This window comes from Paenibacillus sp. FSL W8-0919, from assembly GCF_038003785.1.
Taxonomy (GTDB): Bacteria; Bacillota; Bacilli; order Paenibacillales; family Paenibacillaceae; genus Paenibacillus_AQ; species Paenibacillus_AQ lactis.
The window spans coordinates 686529-703155 of sequence record NZ_JBBOPV010000001.1 but is presented as its reverse complement, the minus strand read 5'-3'; the positions used below and the strand labels follow the sequence as shown (position 1 = coordinate 703155).

The 16627-nt window shown below is 55.4% G+C and carries 15 protein-coding genes; 13 read left to right on the top strand and 2 right to left on the bottom strand.

The window, feature by feature from the left end:
• Positions 1-7 precede the first annotated feature (7 nt).
• Positions 8-898 (bottom strand): hypothetical protein, encoded by an 891-nt coding sequence (locus NST44_RS02995; RefSeq protein ID WP_007130611.1) that lies wholly within the window; start codon positions 896-898, stop codon positions 8-10.
• A gap of 160 nt (positions 899-1058) precedes the next feature.
• Between NST44_RS02995 and NST44_RS02990 the strand changes: the two genes are divergently transcribed.
• From NST44_RS02990 to NST44_RS02930, 13 genes are all read left to right on the top strand, one after another.
• On the top strand, positions 1059-1778 hold the full coding sequence (locus NST44_RS02990; protein WP_007130610.1) for a response regulator transcription factor: 720 nt from the start codon (positions 1059-1061) through the stop codon (positions 1776-1778).
• Positions 1775-3160, top strand: a complete 1386-nt coding sequence (locus NST44_RS02985) for a sensor histidine kinase (RefSeq protein ID WP_007130609.1) — start codon at positions 1775-1777, stop codon at positions 3158-3160. The genes NST44_RS02990 and NST44_RS02985 overlap by 4 nt, the downstream gene beginning before the upstream one ends.
• Positions 3161-3391: 231 nt before the next feature.
• Entirely contained in the window at positions 3392-3979 is a 588-nt protein-coding gene (locus NST44_RS02980; RefSeq protein WP_007130608.1) for a TetR/AcrR family transcriptional regulator, read from the top strand.
• A 141-nt stretch (positions 3980-4120) separates the two neighbouring features.
• Positions 4121-4582 (top strand): SRPBCC family protein, encoded by a 462-nt coding sequence (locus NST44_RS02975; RefSeq protein WP_007130607.1) that lies wholly within the window; start codon positions 4121-4123, stop codon positions 4580-4582.
• Between the two features lie 240 nt (positions 4583-4822).
• Complete coding sequence (locus NST44_RS02970; protein ID WP_007130606.1) at positions 4823-6244, top strand: aspartate ammonia-lyase; 1422 nt, start codon at positions 4823-4825, stop codon at positions 6242-6244.
• 310 nt (positions 6245-6554) lie between these two features.
• On the top strand, positions 6555-8192 hold the full coding sequence (locus tag NST44_RS02965) for an ATP-binding protein (RefSeq protein ID WP_007130605.1): 1638 nt from the start codon (positions 6555-6557) through the stop codon (positions 8190-8192).
• 342 nt (positions 8193-8534) lie between these two features.
• Entirely contained in the window at positions 8535-9866 is a 1332-nt protein-coding gene (locus NST44_RS02960; RefSeq protein ID WP_007130604.1) for a hypothetical protein, read from the top strand.
• Positions 9867-10151: 285 nt separating this feature from the next.
• Positions 10152-11246, top strand: a complete 1095-nt coding sequence (locus NST44_RS02955) for a DUF4349 domain-containing protein (protein WP_007130603.1) — start codon at positions 10152-10154, stop codon at positions 11244-11246.
• Between the two features lie 227 nt (positions 11247-11473).
• Entirely contained in the window at positions 11474-12490 is a 1017-nt protein-coding gene (locus tag NST44_RS02950; protein WP_007130602.1) for an NAD-dependent epimerase/dehydratase family protein, read from the top strand.
• Entirely contained in the window at positions 12491-13573 is a 1083-nt protein-coding gene (locus NST44_RS02945; protein WP_007130601.1) for a dihydrodipicolinate synthase family protein, read from the top strand.
• 39 nt (positions 13574-13612) lie between these two features.
• On the top strand, positions 13613-14296 hold the full coding sequence (gene sdaAB, locus NST44_RS02940) for an L-serine ammonia-lyase, iron-sulfur-dependent subunit beta (protein ID WP_007130600.1): 684 nt from the start codon (positions 13613-13615) through the stop codon (positions 14294-14296).
• Positions 14293-15213, top strand: coding sequence for an L-serine ammonia-lyase, iron-sulfur-dependent, subunit alpha (gene sdaAA, locus NST44_RS02935; RefSeq protein ID WP_007130599.1), 921 nt, complete (start codon positions 14293-14295; stop codon positions 15211-15213). Before sdaAB ends, sdaAA begins: the two co-directional genes overlap by 4 nt.
• 6 nt (positions 15214-15219) lie before the next feature.
• Positions 15220-16125: a Gfo/Idh/MocA family protein gene (locus tag NST44_RS02930; RefSeq protein WP_007130598.1), complete on the top strand. Its 906-nt coding sequence runs from the start codon at positions 15220-15222 to the stop codon at positions 16123-16125.
• Positions 16126-16274: 149 nt separating this feature from the next.
• Here the strand turns inward: NST44_RS02930 and NST44_RS02925 are convergent, their stop codons facing one another.
• Entirely contained in the window at positions 16275-16538 is a 264-nt protein-coding gene (locus tag NST44_RS02925; RefSeq protein ID WP_040738803.1) for a hypothetical protein, read from the bottom strand.
• Positions 16539-16627 lie beyond the last annotated feature (89 nt).

Below are 16627 nucleotides of genomic sequence, written 5' to 3'. Positions count from 1 at the left end.
AGGCTATTCATCGCCCGGCATCTTCCTTCGCAGCCTTCAGCTCCAGTTGGGTGATTTGTGCCTTGTACTGCTCAAGAAGGTGGGCCAGCGCGTTCTTGATGGCTGCGGAATCCTTCGATTCCACGGCTTCTGCAAGCTCCATTCGCGCTTCGATGAATGCGATATCGCTCTCGGTAAGTTTGACGGCCTTAAATTCCTTATGGTGGCCTGGAGCTGCTTCAATAGGGATACCGTCCGGAGATACGGCTGCTGCCGCTTTGATAGCAATGCTCGCTTCTATAGGGGAGACGATTGTGTCGCTAGCCGTATCATCGGACTTAAGCTCATGCCGTATGATCGTTTTCACCCATTGCTTAGGGAAACCCTGTTCCGCGATATCGCTCGGTTTCGCGACATGTACCAGGCCGGCATCACTTTTTATCTCGTAATTTCCCAAGATCTCTGAATCTCCCAGGATCTTTGTAATTTCAACCGTTTTCGCAGCCTCTTTCAATTCCTTGATGTCTTGGCCCTGAATGTCCAGCGCTTTAACTGCTGCAACGGCTGCTGCGCGGATGGCCGCAGGCTTTCCTTGTGCTTCCGGATCCGATTCGAAAGGAGCGGCTTCGGCCGTAATGAAGAGGGCCTTCCCTTCCGCTACGGCCAGCTTCTTGTATTTCTCCAGCGCCTGCTCCCAGTCTTTCAGCGTCTCCGGTGCGTACCGCTTGGCCAGCTCCAGCGGATCAGGCAGTATGCGAACGGAGGAAGCGACCGGACCGGCTTCCGTGTGGTATATCTTCACATTGTGAAGGGATCGATCGGTCGTAGACGAGTCTGCGGAGGCATGGGCCGTGCCGGCGGATGCCGCAAGCAGAGCGGCCGAAAGGGCCAGCTTGCCGAAAACATGCTTGTGATTCATCGTAACACTCCTTTTTTGGGGGATAAGTTGTCTTACAGCTTCCAATTTACAGATCGGCATTGGCAGAACGTTGGTGCTTTTGTGGAAAAATAATGGCATTTCCCATTCGCCGACCGCCGCTTGGTATACTGGGAGAAGATAAAGCCCGGAGGTACATGAAATGAATGCAAATGTGCTGATTGCGGTCGTTGACGATGACCAGCATATCCGTAACTTGGTGGAGGCCTACTTGCGTAAGGAAAACTACAGGACGGTCGGTCTTGGAACTGCTGAGGAGGCCTGGGAGCTGTGGCGGACGAATCCGCCGGATATGTGGGTGCTCGACATTATGCTTCCTGGCATGGACGGCTTCGAGCTGTGCCGGCGAATTCGTACGGAGGCCGAAGTGCCGATCATCATGATTTCCGCCAAGGACAGCGAAGTGGACAAAATTTTGGGGCTTGAGCTCGGAAGCGACGATTACATGGTGAAGCCGTTCAGCCCCCGCGAACTGGTGGCCCGCATCAAACGGCAGCTGAGCCGGTGGTATAAACTCAATCATACAGGCGGAGCTTTCCAGCCTGCGTCCATGTCTGCAGGGATTACGAACGGCCGTCTCCGGCTGCTGCCGGACGAGCGGCGCGTATTCTGGGACGGTGCTGAAGTGGATATGACCAACAAGGAGTTCGAGATGCTCCGGGTGTTCGCCGAGCATCCGAATCGCGCGTTTACGCGGGACGAGCTGCTGACCTCCGTATGGGGGGATGATTATTTCGGCAGTGACCGTGCGGTCGACCATCTGATCAAACGTCTACGGAAAAAGGTGGAGCAGCTGCCGATCGAGGCGATCTGGGGACACGGATACCGAATGCGGGCCGAAGGAGGAGAGATATTGCCATGAAGTTGGTGCATCAGATTAATCTGGCGTTTGCGATATCACTGATCGCGGTTCTGTCAGTGACGGCGGTGATCATCCATTACGTGCTTCTTGACCATTTCATCGGAACGCAGCGGAAAGACATGCAGTCCATTGGAGCTCAAATGACAGCAACTTTGGTCAGCGCGGCTGAGAAGCAGATTCCGATTGAAGAAGCCCCTTTGGCAATGGCGAGCGGGATTTCCACTTACCCGATCGTCGACGTGGCTGCCGTCATTACGGACATGCAGGGAAATGTGGTCAGCTCCATGCCGCTTCCTGCGGCGGTCCCGGCGGAAGCAGCCCCGATCAAGGGTACCGAGGGCCGATCTGTCGGGATTGCCGAAGGCCTGACGGTCCGGCAGATGCTGAAAGATGATCTCTTCCTTACGGAGGTTACCTCGGTGCCTCAAGGCACGCTTACGCTGATCACGCCGATCAGCAAGATCAAGGCGATCGAGCAGGCGCTGCTGGGACGGCTGCTGCTCGTCTTCGGCGCCGGGGCGGTCATGATGCTGATCCTAAGTCTATTTATAACGAAAAAGCTGATCAAGCCGCTCATGCTGCTTCGGGAAGAGCTGAAGAAGGTGAAGGAGCGTCAGTTCTCGGAGGTCCGGCGAGTGGGCGCTCCGGGAGAAATCGGCATTGTGGCGGAAGCCGTCCATGAAATGGCGAACGAGCTGGAGCGGTATAGCCATGTGCAGAAGCAATTTTTCCAGAATGCCTCCCATGAGCTGAAGTCGCCGCTCATGTCGATCTCCGGATATGCGGAAGGCATCCGGGATGGCGTGTTCGAAGGGGAGGATATCCGCAAGGGGCTGGACATCATCATGAGCGAAAGCAGCCGAATGAAAAATATCGTAACTGAAATGACCCTGCTGGCGAAGCTGGATAGCGAGGAGGATATTTTCCGGGCGGCTCCCGTCCACCTGAAAGAGCTGGTGGAAGAAGCCGTCGAGAGGATCAATCCGGTCCTCGTCAAGAAGGGGTTGTCCGTGCATCTTTCCTATGCCAAGAACGAAACATTAATCGTATATGCGGACCGCGATAAGCTGCTGCAGGCTCTCCTGAACATCGTCACTAACGGCGCAAGGCACGCCAGTAAGCATATTTACATCCACGCCGGCATTGAGAAGGGACGGGTGGTGCTGTCCGTCTCCGATGACGGGGAGGGAATCGCCGAGGAGCTCCTTCCATACCTCTTCCACCGGTTCGTAAAGGGGAAGAACGGGGAATCCGGTCTCGGCTTGGCCATCGCACGGGCGATTGTCGAGCGCTGCGGCGGACTGATCATGGCTGCCAACCGCAAGGAGGGGGGCGCAGTTATCACGCTCGGCTTCCCTCCGTATCGTGCTGCAGGAGCGTGAAGCTGTTAAGGGACGGGCTGGACGGGCTGCTGACACGAACGGCCCTTGCGAAGCAACGGGGAGCCGCTAAAGCCTGCATGCATTCTGGCTTGAGCAAAGATTGAGGGCGCGTGGGTTAAAGCAGAGCCTCACGCCCGATTACCTTCTATTGACAACAAAAGTGCAAGGGGCTACAATCATACAAAAAGGGCGATAGTGAGCACTAACAAACGAAATGGGGAGGGAGCATAGGTGAAGCTTAGGGAAACGATGAGCAACAAAGACAGACTGCTGCTGACGGCAATCGATCTGATGGCCTTGAAGGGATACAAGGGAGTATCGACCAAGGAAATCGCATCAGCCGCGGAGGTTAGCGAAATGACGCTGTTCCGCAACTTCGGAAGCAAGCAGAATCTGCTGGAGACAGCAATCGAGCGCTTTTATTACGCCGGGGAAATGAAGCGTGTGTTTGACGAAGAGCTGGTCTCGGATTTGGAGAGCGACCTGCTGCTCATCAGCCGGCGATACCAAGAGAGCATGAACCGCAACCGGAAGATGATCCGCATCGTGCTGCAGGAGCCAGAGCTGAAGCCGCTTAGGGACCAGGCCCAACGGCATCCGAGGCTGCTTAAGGAGATGCTGACGGAGTATTTCGATCAGATGCAGCGCGAGGGAAAGGCAGCAAGTACCGATTCGGAAGCGGCGGCGTTGTCGTTCATGTGGATGAATTACGGGGCGTTCATGAGCAGCTTGTTCGAAGCGGAGCCGATTACCGACGGGAGTATGCCGGGGCTTCTGGAGAACGGGATCTCGCTGTTCGCAAGGGCCATGAGGCCGTGAGAGCCAGCCTCGTGCCCCCAAATTTTCGCCACGGTACAGGAAAAAACTCGTCAGAACGACGTTTTTTTTACAAGAATAGATAGTTAGCACTAACTATTGATTGTGATCAAAGGCAGGTATGAAAAAAGGAGGGATCTGTTTATGAAAGAGTCTCAAATTACACGCTCCGAGCAAAAGCCGGTCGGCTTGACCGCAGCTGCGGGATTTCAGGTCGGGGTCCGCAGAACGTTGCCGATCACGCAGGAGGAGGCATGGCGATTGCTGATTTCACCCGAGGGATTGTCCCTATGGCTGGGAGAGGTCGAGACGCTGGAGCTTGCTCGGGGAACGGCTTTTGCGACACGGGAGGGAAATCATGGGGAGCTGCGCGTCGTCAAGCCTATGCACCAGCTTCGGATGTCATGGCAGCGGGCCGGCTGGAGCGTCCCCTCGACCCTGCAGATCCGCCTTCTGCCAACCAAGCAGGGGGGAACGACCATCAGCTTCCATCAGGAGAAGTTGAAGGATCTGTACGCCAGGGAGCAGATGAAGGCGCATTGGGAGGATGTGCTGCACCGATTGAAGGAAGCATCCGATGGAATCAGCCGGGAGCACCATGAATAGCTTCTGTTGAACCAATGCCGATGGAGCGTCATTCCATCTCCCTAAAGGCCTGCCTTCAGACCGGCGATTGCTTGCACATCCGCACAAAATGATCAATCTTCCCTGACATCGGACGTAAACTATAGAGGGGGAGTTAGAGGATTTTCCCGTTTCAAGCAGAATTCTATATATATCCGGGCATGATGGATGATAGCAGGTTCCCTGCATTTACAAAAAAAGAAAAGGCGATGGTGATTGTCCATGGGTATGCAATTTCGGGTTGAAAAAGATTTTCTGGGGGAAAAACAGCTTCCGGCTGAAGCTTATTACGGCATTAATACCGTCAGAGCGGTTGAGAACTTTCCGATAAGCGGCGTGCCGATCCACGCAGAGCTGATCTCTGCGCTAGGGGAAGTGAAGAAGGCGGCAGCCCTGGCCAATATGGAGCTCGGGTTTCTGCCGAAGAAAATCGGCCAAGCCATTGTTGAAGCAGCAGATGAAATTATCGCAGGCAATCTCCGTTCGGAATTCATCGTGGATTCGATTCAAGGCGGAGCAGGCACCTCGATTAATATGAATATGAATGAGGTTTTGGCGAATCGTGCACTGGAGCTTCTAGGGAAGCAGAAGGCGGAATACTTTTACTGCAATCCTAACAATCATGTCAATATGTCGCAGTCCACGAACGATGCCATTCCGACCGCAATCCGCATTGCCTCTTACCGCCTGGCGCAGGAGCTGCTCGCGGTATTCCGGACGCTGGTGGATGGTATTCGGGCGAAGGCCCGGGAGTTCGATGATGTGATCAAGATGGGACGCACGCATCTGCAGGATGCGGTTCCGATTCGGATGGGGCAGGAGTTCGGGGCGTACGCCAACGTGCTCAGCCGGGATATCGCCCGGATTGATCGGGCTGCGCAAGGGCTGCTCGTCGTGAACATGGGGGCGACAGCGGTTGGAACAGGACTGAATGCAACGCCGGCTTATATGGACAGCGTGGTGAAGCATCTGGTTGAACAGACGGGATTCACCTTGAAGCAGGCCGAGGACCTCGTCGATGCTACCCAGAATACCGATGCTTATATGGAGCTCTCGGCTGCCTTGAAGGTATGCGCCGTGAATATTTCGAAAATGTGCAACGACATCCGCTTAATGGCTTCAGGGCCGAAAGCCGGGTTGAATGAGCTGAACGTGCCGGCAAGACAGCCGGGCTCTTCCATTATGCCAGGTAAGGTTAATCCGGTGATGGCCGAAGTAATGAACCAGATCGCCTTCCAGGTGATCGGAAACGACCATACGATCAGTCTGGCTTGCGAAGCGGGACAGTTCGAGCTTAATGTCATGGTTCCGGTAGCGGCGAACAATTTGATGCATTCCCTTAAAATTTTGAGAAACGGAATGGACGTGTTCTACAAGAACCTGGTGGTTGACCTGCAGGCCAATAAGGAACGCTGCAAGCACTTCGTTGATACCAGCTACGGCATCATTACCGCATTGAATCCGCATTTGGGTTATGATGTGGCGTCCCGCTTGGTGAAGGAAGCACAGAAGACGGGCCAGAGCATCCGGGAGATCATTCTGGAGCAGGGTCTGTTGACGGAGGAGCAGGTCGAGGTTATTTTGGATCCGTATCACATGACCTCCCCGGGAATCGCAGGCGAGGAGTTTCTGCTGAACCAGTAGGCTCCAAGAAGGCAGAATGCTTCGGTTACAGGTAAATGGCAATACGGTAGATCCAAGCTTACCGTAAACGAATTACGGCTTGAATAGCATGGCGGTGCAGGTTAATCCTGCGCCGCTTTTTTTCATGAACTTATATCTTAGTTCCTTATCCGACATCCGGATCATGGTGATCGAATCCAAACGGCCAAAAAAAGCCAAGGGCGGAGACAAGCCGTTATGGTATGATAATGTTAGATATATTAGGCAGAGGGCAGGCCGCAGGGTCTTGTGTTGAGCCCTCTGATTGTATTAAAGAGCTATGCTTAAATAGATGAAACGTAATATAAAGGGGTACACGCTTGTGGAGAATCAATACGGTGAAATCACAGATCGGGAGATTATACAGGATGCTAAACAGCAGTGCAAAGATAAAGGGATGAATCCGGCGTTTCTTCCATCTCATCCTGATCGATTGGATCCCGAGACATTGGCCGCAAGGCGTGAAAAATATAAGGAATATATCGAAGTCACGCAAATGTTCGTTCGGAAATTTCTCTCCTCCGGCTCAGGCAATCCGGTCACCATTACGCTAACGGATGATGACGGGTACGTGCTTGATCTTGCAGGGGATCCTGCCATTATTGAAACGGTGAGAGAATTGGGAATCGGAGAAGGGCTCGGGTATAACGAACATAACGGCCCGAGCTCGGTGCATCTGTGCCTTCAGCACAAGCGCCCGTTCCGGTTAGTCGGAGAGGATCATTATCATCACATTCTCCAGCGGATGGCCTGTTATTCCGCTCCTTTCCGCGGCGAAGACGGCTCAAGGATTCTAGGCACGCTCTCCCTCATGACCGATATCGAGCACGAGCATCCTCACCTGCTTGCGTTGCTCTGCACAATGGCGGATTCGCTCGAGCGCGAAATGTTTACCCGGAAGCAGAACACCCAGCTTCAGACTCTGAATCAGGTGCTCATGGATACAAAGTACCACGGCGTCATCATTACCGACGACAGCGGGCGGATTCTGAAGATGAACGATTGCAGCTTAAGGCTGCTCTGTCCGGATGATGGCGACCGTTCGAACTATGTGAGCCGGCCGATATTTGAGATTCCTCCGATCAGCCGGTATTATGAGCAGGTCATTCACAAGGGGAAATCCTGCATCGGCGCCGAGCTGACCATGGAGCTTGGCGGGGATATTCATCACTATATGCTGGATGTGCAGCCGGTCTACGACCGGGAGGGCAATCTCATCCGCGTGATCGGCACCCTGCGGGACATTACGGAGATGAAGCGAACGGAGGAAGTGCTTCGCAATACGGAGAAGCTGGTCTTTGCCGGACAGGTGGCCGTGAGCATTGCCCATGAAGTCCGCAATCCGCTAACAACGGTCAAAGGGCTGCTGCAGCTGGCACATCGGGACAATAACCTGCGCCATTATGATTTGATGATGTCCGAGCTGGAACGGGCCAACCTCATCGTGGGGGAATTTATGATACTGGGTAAGCCCCAGGCGACGGTGTTCAAGCTTGAGGATTGCGGCGGAATTTTGGAGGAAGTGCTCCAGCTGTTCGAAATTCAGACCGAATTGAATGACATTGAAATAACCCGCACCCTTGAGCAGAGCGCCACCATCCGCTGCGACCGGAATCAGATCAAGCAGGTGTTCCTGAATATTTTGAAAAATGCGATGGAGGCACTGCCTTACGGCGGCCATATTCATGTTCGTTTGGATGTATGGGAAGGGTATCAGCGGATTACCTTTACCGATAACGGCACCGGCATGACGGAGGATGTGCTTTCCCGGATCGTGGAGCCGTTTCATACAACGAAGCCCGAAGGGAACGGCCTCGGGATGATGATCGTTCACCGGATTCTTGAAACCCATGACGGGACGATGACCATTCGAAGCGAAGCGGGAAAAGGAACATCGGTCGAAATCGGACTGCCGATTCAGGATATGTAGACTTTTGGGAGATCCCGGGGCGCCTTGGGGACGGTAACGACGATTGTTTGTGTATCTCTTAGGTATGAACGAGCAAACGCTGACCGCTTCATCTTTCGGTCCGAATCGGCCGGGATGGGGGTCAGCGTTTTTTTGTTCATTTGCTTGAAATCACGAAGTGCGGAGTGCTACTTTTTGTACTCCATGTACAAAGCTTCGTTCGATCCCATCATGCTGGGAGATGGATTCACTTTGGCTTCATAACTTGCCAAATTTTCGATAGCAGGTATGATTTAGGTAACCATGCCGGCTTGATTAACTCGAATCGCCGGTGCAAACCGAAAACAACGGGAGTGAAGGATCGTGAGTGAGAGCAGCCGGCTGCAGGTTCAGCAAATTCGCATCGGGATTATTGGGACGCAGACCATTGTCGATAAAATCATGAAGATCATGGACACTTTTCCGTCCTTCGACCCGATGCCGCTGGTATTTCAGGAAGAAGATGAAGCGCCTGCCTTGGCTCAGCGAATCAGTGATGAGGTGGAGGTATTGTTCCTCTCCGATCCGTTGTCGCAGCGGAAGGTAAAGGAGAGCGGGCGCTTGGCGATCCCCGTTCATTATGTGCCGGTCACCGATGCCGGCTTGTATAAAGCGTTGTTCTCAGCCAGCCAGAAAGGGGAGCTTGCGGGCGGAGTATCCGTGGATACGCTGACGGAAACGATGGTTGTGCGCACGCTGAAGGATTTACGCATCCCTTCGGTACGGGCCGTCGTATACGATGGGCCGGCATATGCCCCTAAGCAGCACATAACCGCCTTCCACCAAGCCCAGTACGAATCGGGTGCATGCTCCATTGCGCTTACCGGCGTCGAATCGGTCGCCAGGGAGCTGGCCGCCCTTGGTATTCCGCATGAATGGCTGCTTCCCTCGGATCAGGATATCGTGGTGTCGCTGGAGCGGGCATTGTTATCTACGGCATCCCGCCGAAGCCGGGAAGGGCAAATCGTTGTCGGCATGATCAATGTCGATGATTTCGGAGCCCAGGCGCTTCGCCGCAGCAATGAGCACGAGGTGCAGAAGCTGAAGCTCGACATCCACCGGATGGTGCTGGATTATGTGGAATCGCTCGATGGGTATTTGACCCATCTGGGCGGGGATGAATATTTGTTTTTTACGACACGGGGGATCTTTGAGCGGGAGAGCGGCGGGTATAAGACCATTCCGCTGGCCAAGGACGTGAACAAGACCTACGGGATCTCGCTGAGCATCGGGATGGGCTTTGGCAGATCGGCCAGCATGGCGGGGACGAATGCCCGCATCGCCATGCGGAAGGCGAAGGAGGTCGGCGGCAACGCCTGCTTCATCGTCCGGGAGGACGGAACGCTGATCGGCCCGCTGGAGATGGCCGATCCGGTTCAGGAGGTGCTATCCGTGACGGATCCGGCCTTGATCAAGCGGGCGGAGGATGCGGGGATGACAAGCGCGTATTTGAGCAAGCTGCTGAACCAGCGGGCCCGCTCCGGCAAGTATGAGTACAAGGTCCATGAGCTTGCGCATCTGCTGGATATTACGGTGCGGAGCGCGCATCGGCTGCTGCAGCTGTGGACCGACCACGGTCTTGTCGAAATTTCGGGGATCGAGAAGGTGCCTCGGGGAAGACCAAGACAGATTTTCAGATTTACGTTTTTGGAATAGCTCTGTGGAATTGCTCTGAGAACAGGCGCCTCTTCCGTTATGCGACGGAGGAGGCGCTTTTGGCGATGGACTACATCATCAAAAGCGGAATTGGAGCAGGTGGGGCTAAGATGGTGTCCTAAGCCGAATTGCCGAGCGCATATGCGGAGTTAAGGGGATAAACGCGGCATATTGCGAGCCGTAAGACTCGCCTTGATAATTTCTTATAGCCGGATCCGCAACCTTCCATATGATGGAACCGTTAGTAGTTAAAACGGGAAATATCCATATATAGGGGGTTAAAGGATGAGAAAGCGGAGTTCATGGATTGCTGCGTTGATGCTTATCGTGTTGCTGGTCAGCGGCTGCTCATCGGGTTCTCAAGGCAAAAGCGAAAGCGCCGGGGGAGCCCCGGAAGCCGAAACGCAATCAGCCTCGGCGGATCGGACTTCAAACACAGACGGAGGTGCGTCGGCGAAAAACGTAACGTCGGTGAAAAGCGGTCACAATGCCGAGGAACCGGCCTCGGCGGATGCCGAGCTTCCGAATATGCCATCGCCTGCTCAGACTTCCGGCGCGGGCATTAATTCGCAGGATCTGTCAAACGGGCTTAACAAAAAGCTGATGTACAAAGCGAATATCGTGATGGAGATTCAGGATTATGGCAAAGCGCAGTCGGAAGTCCGGAACATCGTGACGCTTTCAGGCGGCTATATCGTGAATTTCAGCGAAACCCAGTCCAGCAGCGAAAGAGGCGGCACGTTTATTGTGAAGGTTCCTGCAAACGGCTTCTCCTCCTTCTTAAACCGTTTGGAGAACATTGCGCATGAAAACCTGCAGCGAAGCATCGAGGGGCAGGACGCGACCGAGGAATATGTCGATCTGGAATCCAGGCTCAAGGCCAAGCAAATCATGGAGGAGCAGTACGTAGCCTTCATGAAGAAGGCGACCAAAACGACCGACCTTGTTGCTTTTGCCAACGAGCTGGAGCGCATTCAATCAGAAATCGAGCAGATGAAGGGCCGGATGCGGTACATTGACCAAAACGTGTCGTATTCCACCGTAGAAATCAGGCTTTACGAGACGCCGCAAAAAAAGGATGATCCCAAGTCCTCCGCCGCCCAGGCGCCGCTCGGCCAGCGGGTCTCCGAAGCCTTTCAGGGCAGCATCGACGTGATCACCATCATCGTCCAATGGATGATCGTCATCCTTTCCGGCTCGCTTCCCGTCTTGGTCATCGCGGCCCTCGTCCTGCTCATCCTATGGCTGGTTCGAAAATCGGGGCAGCGGAAACGGGAAGAGGCTGCCCAAAAGCGAAAGCTGCTCAATAACGGGCCGACGTTTGAGGAAAGGCATCCGGAAGGCCCACAGGACGAGGAAAACGAAAGGAAAGACGAATAACGGCAAGAGTTAAACTTAAGAATACGATGCAGGCAGTCGCCTTTGGTTTCAGATTTCTACTGTGCCAGGTTCTATACCGTCAAGAAATCTGAAACCTGCAGCGATTGCAGAAACATTTTGCGTGCTTGCCCTAACATCCATTTATTTAAAGACGATTTAAAGATTTGTCTTTATATAATATCCCCCCGTATGATGAAAGGGAATCAATACGAGGAGGAGATGGAATGATGTTGACAGTTGCAGAACTAGAAGCGAAGCTGGCTGAGCCTTCGGAACAGCTGGTCGCCGATCTGGCGTCATTGGATGGAGATATTGTGGTACTTGGCGTCGGTGGGAAGATGGGTCCGAGCCTTGCGAGACTGGCGGCGAACGCTGTCCGCGAAGGAGGCGGGGGTAAACGGATCATTGGTGTGTCCCGGTTCTCGAACCAGGAGGCTAGACGCGAGCTGGAGGAAGCGGGCGTCCACACGATCTCGTGCGACCTGCTGAACGATGGGGAGCTGCAGCAGCTGCCGGAGGCCCCGAACGTCATTTATATGGCCGGGAATAAGTTCGGCACGACCGGCCGCGAGTATTTCACCTGGGCAATGAATTCGTATTTGCCTGGGCGGGTGGCTGAGAAGTTCAAGCAATCGAGGATCGTGGTGTTCTCGTCGGGGAATGTGTACCCCTTCTCCCCGGTAGGGAGCGGCGGTGTGGACGAATCGGTTGCGCCGGAGCCGATCGGCGAGTACGCGCAGTCCTGCCTGGGCCGGGAGCGGGTCTTTGAATATTTCTCCCATCAGAATGGAACGCCGATGGCCATATACCGTCTCAACTACGCGATCGATATGCGGTACGGCGTACTGCATGAGCTGGCCAAGGCCATCCATGAGGACCGCCCGATTCACCTGGCGATGGGGCACGCGAATATTATATGGCAGGGGGATGCCAACGCGATGGCGCTCCGATCTCTCTTGCATTGCAGCACTCCGCCCGAAATCATTAACATTACCGGACCGGAGACGATGTCGATCCGCTGGGCGGCACAGGAACTGGCCAAACGGATGGGGAAAGAGGCGCAGTTTATCGGCACGGAATCCGAAACGGCGCTGCTGAATAACGCGTCGAAGTCGCACCAGCTGTTCGGCTATCCGAAGGTATCCCTGCTGCAGATGATCGACTGGACCGCAGCATGGGTACAGGCTGGCGGCGAAAGCTGGAACAAGCCGACACACTTCCAAGAGAGAAAGGGGAAATTCTAAATGAGCGGACTGACAACCACAACCTTGCAATTGGCGCCCGAAAAATTAGCGGCCCTCCATCAAGGGCTCGTCATTCCGGCTCACCCCCTCGCCTTGGACGAGAACCGTAAGCTGGACGAACGTCGTCAGCGGGCCTTATCCCGTTACTATGCGGCATCCGGTGCCGGCGGCATTGCGGTCGGCGTGCATTCGACCCAGTTCGAAATTCGCGAGCCCGGCATTGATCTATACGAGCCGGTGCTGCGGCTTGCGGCCGAAGAAATCGGCAAGGCCAAGCTTGAGCGTCCGTTCATCCTGGTCGCGGGCGTCTGCGGACCGACTCCGCAAGCGCTCGAGGAGACGGAGACCGCCAGAAGGCTCGGTTATGATGCGGTGCTGCTCAGCATGGGCGGTCTTGACGGCTGGAGCGAGACAGACATCCTGAAGCGGACCGAGGCGATCGCCGCTAAAATGCCGGTTATCGGCTTCTACCTTCAGCCATCGGTCGGCGGAAAGATCTTCTCCTTCGATTTCTGGCGGGCTTTTGCCGAAATTCCGAACGTCGTGGCCATCAAGATGGCGCCGTTTAACCGGTACCAGACGATCGATGTCGTTCGTGCCGTCTGCTACTCCAGCCGCCGGGACGAGATCGCGCTGTATACCGGCAATGACGATAATATCGTGAACGATCTGCTGAGCACGTACCGTTTTCAGGTCGACGGGGTTGCTGTAGAGAAGGGGATCGTCGGCGGACTGCTCGGCCACTGGGCTGTTTGGACGCAGAAAGCGGTCGAGCTGCTGGAGGAAATCAAGGAGGCGAGAAAAGCCGGAAGCCTCTCCAAGGAATGGCTGACGCGCAATGTCGAGATTACGGATTGCAATGCGGCTTTCTTTGACCCCGCGCATGGGTTCGCCGGATGCATCCCGGGAATTCACGAGGTTCTCCGGCGCCAAGGGCTGCTGAAGGGCACCTGGTGCCTGAATCCGCATGAGACGCTGTCGCCGGGACAGGCCGAGGAAATTGATCGGGTCTATCGTGATTATCCGCATCTGAATGACGACGACTTTATTCGCGAGCACTTGGAAGAATGGCTTTCGGACTGATACAATGAGGGCAGAATAGTCGAAAGTGGGGAATCGCGTATGCGGTTTAAAGATGTGTTTTCAATTATCGGGCCGAGTATGGTGGGGCCGTCGAGCTCCCACACCGCCGGGGCCGTCCGGATCGGAAGGGCTGCGCGGCGCATATTCGGCGCGTTCCCCGACCAGGCGGAAATTGTATTTTACGGCTCCTTTGCCGATACCTACCGCGGTCACGGCACGGACCTGGCCGTCGTCGGCGGACTGCTGGATTTTGCCACGGACGATATGCGCATCCGAAGCTCGATTGAGCTGGCCGAGGCGGCAGGCATGAAGCTGACCTTCAAGACGGCGCAGAATGTCGCTTTCCATCCGAATACGGTGGAGCTGAGACTAATCAGCGGAGAGCGCGAAGATCGCATTGTAGGCGCTTCCATAGGCGGAGGGAGCGTTGAGATGCTGCGGGTGAACGGCTTTGACGTCAAGTTCACGACCAACTATCCGGTGCTGCTGGTCTTCCATGACGATACGCCGGGCATGGTGGCGCATATCACCCGCCTGCTCGAGGGCGGAGGCGTCAATATCGCCTATATGGATGTGGATCGCAAGGGACGAGGCGGTGATGCCCTGACCGTCGTCGAATCGGACGAGGCGGTTCCGCAGGAGCTGATGAAGCATATCGAGGGCCTGCCTGGCGTGCATCGCGTCGTGTTCGCGGATTTGACGACAGAGGAGGCGGCGTCATGAAATTTTCCACATTGAAGGACATCATTGCCTGCTGCGAGAAGGATCAAGTGACGATCGGGCAGCTGATGCTGCAGGAGCAGATCAAGGAAACCGGCAAAAGCCGGGAAGAGACATTCAAGCAAATGGCCGATTATTACGGCATTATGAAAGAGGCGGTTCACCGGGGCATTCATGAGCCGGTTCCGTCGAAGAGCGGCTTGACCGGGGGCGATGCCGTCCGGGTTCATGAATATTTGTCAACAGGCGTGCCGGCGCTCGGCACGGATGCGTGTACAGCGCTCGCTTATGCGCTGTCCGTATCGGAAGTGAACGCGTCCATGGGACGGATCGTGGCCACGCCAACCGCCGGCTCATGCGGCATCATTCCCGGCGTGTTCGTCAGCGCGCAGCAGCGATTTGGCTGGGATGACGATCATCTGGTGATGGGGCTGTTCAGTGCAGGCGCCATCGGATATGTCATTGCGAACAATTCATTCATTTCGGGCGCCGAGGGCGGATGTCAGGCCGAAGTAGGCTCTGCGATCGGCATGGCCGCCGGCGCATTGACGGAGCTTCGTGGCGGCACGCCGGAGCAGGCGGTCCATGCGGTAGGGCTTGCACTGAAGAACTCGCTGGGCCTCATCTGCGACCCTGTCGGCGGTCTGGTAGAGATTCCGTGCATCGTTCGCAACGGCTTCGGCGCGGTTACGGCGCTGGCGGCGTCGGATATGGCGCTGGCCGGCGTTCGAAGCGTCATCCCGTCTGATGAAGTGATCGATGTCATGCTGGAGGTCGGCACGGCCATGCCGGCTAAGCACCGGGAGACCGCGAAGGGCGGGCTTGCACAGACGCCGACCGGCAAGAAAATTTTAAAGGACCTCTACGGGAAGGAAGGCAAGAAGCTGCGCGAGAAGGGTGCAAAAGGGAAGGGGGAGTAACCGGATATGACGCTGTTGAATATCGGCATTATCGGACTGGACACGTCCCACGCGGTCGCGTTTACCCGGCTGCTGAACGATCCCGGACACCCGTACCATATTCCGGGCGGCCGGGTTACGGCTGCGTTCCCCGGAGGATCGCCGGACTTTCCGCTTAGCGCCGGCCGGGTGGACGGCTTCACGAAGGAGATCAAGGAGCAATTCGACGTTGCGATTCTGAATACGCCGGAAGAGGTGGCTGCCGCTTGTGACGCCGTCCTTCTGCTGTCGGCAGATGGGCGGGTACACCTGCGGCAGTTCCGCTCGATCGCTTCTTACGGCAAGCCGGTGTTCATCGACAAGCCGCTGGCGCTGCGCACGGATGAAGCGAAGGAGATCCTCGCCGCAGCGTACAGCGCCGGCGTGCCGCTGATGAGCTCCTCCTCGCTCCGCTATGCGGATGCGCTCGCTAAGGAGCTTGTCGGAGAAGGCCGCGGCAGCATTCTGGGCACCGACGTATCGGGGCCGATGGATGTGCAGCCGACCCAGTCCCACTATTTCTGGTACGGCATTCACGCCGTCGAGATGCTGTATGCCGTGATGGGGAGCGGCGCCAAGGAGGTTACTGCGGTCTCTACGGAAACAGAGGAGCTGATCACCGGCGTCTGGGAAGATGGCCGCATCGGAACGGTACGCGGGAGCCGGAGGGGCACCGGCAGATTCACGGCGTTGATCCATCGAAGCGAAGATTGCCGGTTTATCGATGCTGGGGCATCGGATAAGCCGTGGTATGCCAGCCTGCTGGAGCAGGTGATGATCATGTTTACCGAGCGGCGAACCGTTCTTCCGCCAGAGGAAACGCTTGAGGTGATCTCATTCCTCGAAGCTGCCGAGAAGAGCAGACGGAGCGGCTGCAAAGAGCGGCTCATGTGACGCCGTCATTCGCGAATTTGATCGGCTGAACCATGCGCGCAGCCTCCATTTCGGAGGGGAAAATGAACATCAAATGAACACGAAATGTGAGGGATTTCCGGAGGGAAATCCCTTTGTTTTTTGTTCTATTTCTACCGCTTTAGCATTTTCTACACAGCTAAAAAGCCTGCTATATCAAGGGATTCAGCGATTTTAACATCGGCTGCAGGGAAAAAGTCCAGCTGGCTGAAATACGATGGTTTACGAAAACCTGAAAGCGCTTTTATGATGAGGGCGGGTAGAAAATGCAATATGGACTTCAGCCCGAAGGCAGCTTTATGAAAAGTAAGAAATACATTCTTGAAAAGCTGCACAGGACGATAGGACTTGGGAGGGGATAACGCCCGCAGGAACATCTGATGAAATGTCATCATCTAAGCGCATCACGCGGCAGGGCATGATTGAGCGAGAATGAAGTAGGGAAACGACGGGGGTAGTATAACGAAGGCATCTTATGACTCAG

Coding starts and splice junctions, on each gene's coding strand:
- NST44_RS02945 (WP_007130601.1), top strand. CDS start 12,491: ATGAGCGGACTGACAACCACAACCTTGCAATTGGCGCCCGAAAAATTA.
- NST44_RS02990 (WP_007130610.1), top strand. CDS start 1,059: ATGAATGCAAATGTGCTGATTGCGGTCGTTGACGATGACCAGCATATC.
- NST44_RS02970 (WP_007130606.1), top strand. CDS start 4,823: ATGGGTATGCAATTTCGGGTTGAAAAAGATTTTCTGGGGGAAAAACAG.
- NST44_RS02965 (WP_007130605.1), top strand. CDS start 6,555: ATGAAACGTAATATAAAGGGGTACACGCTTGTGGAGAATCAATACGGT.
- NST44_RS02930 (WP_007130598.1), top strand. CDS start 15,220: ATGACGCTGTTGAATATCGGCATTATCGGACTGGACACGTCCCACGCG.
- NST44_RS02955 (WP_007130603.1), top strand. CDS start 10,152: ATGAGAAAGCGGAGTTCATGGATTGCTGCGTTGATGCTTATCGTGTTG.
- sdaAA (WP_007130599.1), top strand. CDS start 14,293: ATGAAATTTTCCACATTGAAGGACATCATTGCCTGCTGCGAGAAGGAT.
- sdaAB (WP_007130600.1), top strand. CDS start 13,613: ATGCGGTTTAAAGATGTGTTTTCAATTATCGGGCCGAGTATGGTGGGG.
- NST44_RS02995 (WP_007130611.1), bottom strand. CDS start 898: ATGAATCACAAGCATGTTTTCGGCAAGCTGGCCCTTTCGGCCGCTCTG.
- NST44_RS02950 (WP_007130602.1), top strand. CDS start 11,474: ATGTTGACAGTTGCAGAACTAGAAGCGAAGCTGGCTGAGCCTTCGGAA.
- NST44_RS02985 (WP_007130609.1), top strand. CDS start 1,775: ATGAAGTTGGTGCATCAGATTAATCTGGCGTTTGCGATATCACTGATC.
- NST44_RS02975 (WP_007130607.1), top strand. CDS start 4,121: ATGAAAGAGTCTCAAATTACACGCTCCGAGCAAAAGCCGGTCGGCTTG.
- NST44_RS02925 (WP_040738803.1), bottom strand. CDS start 16,538: ATGATGACATTTCATCAGATGTTCCTGCGGGCGTTATCCCCTCCCAAG.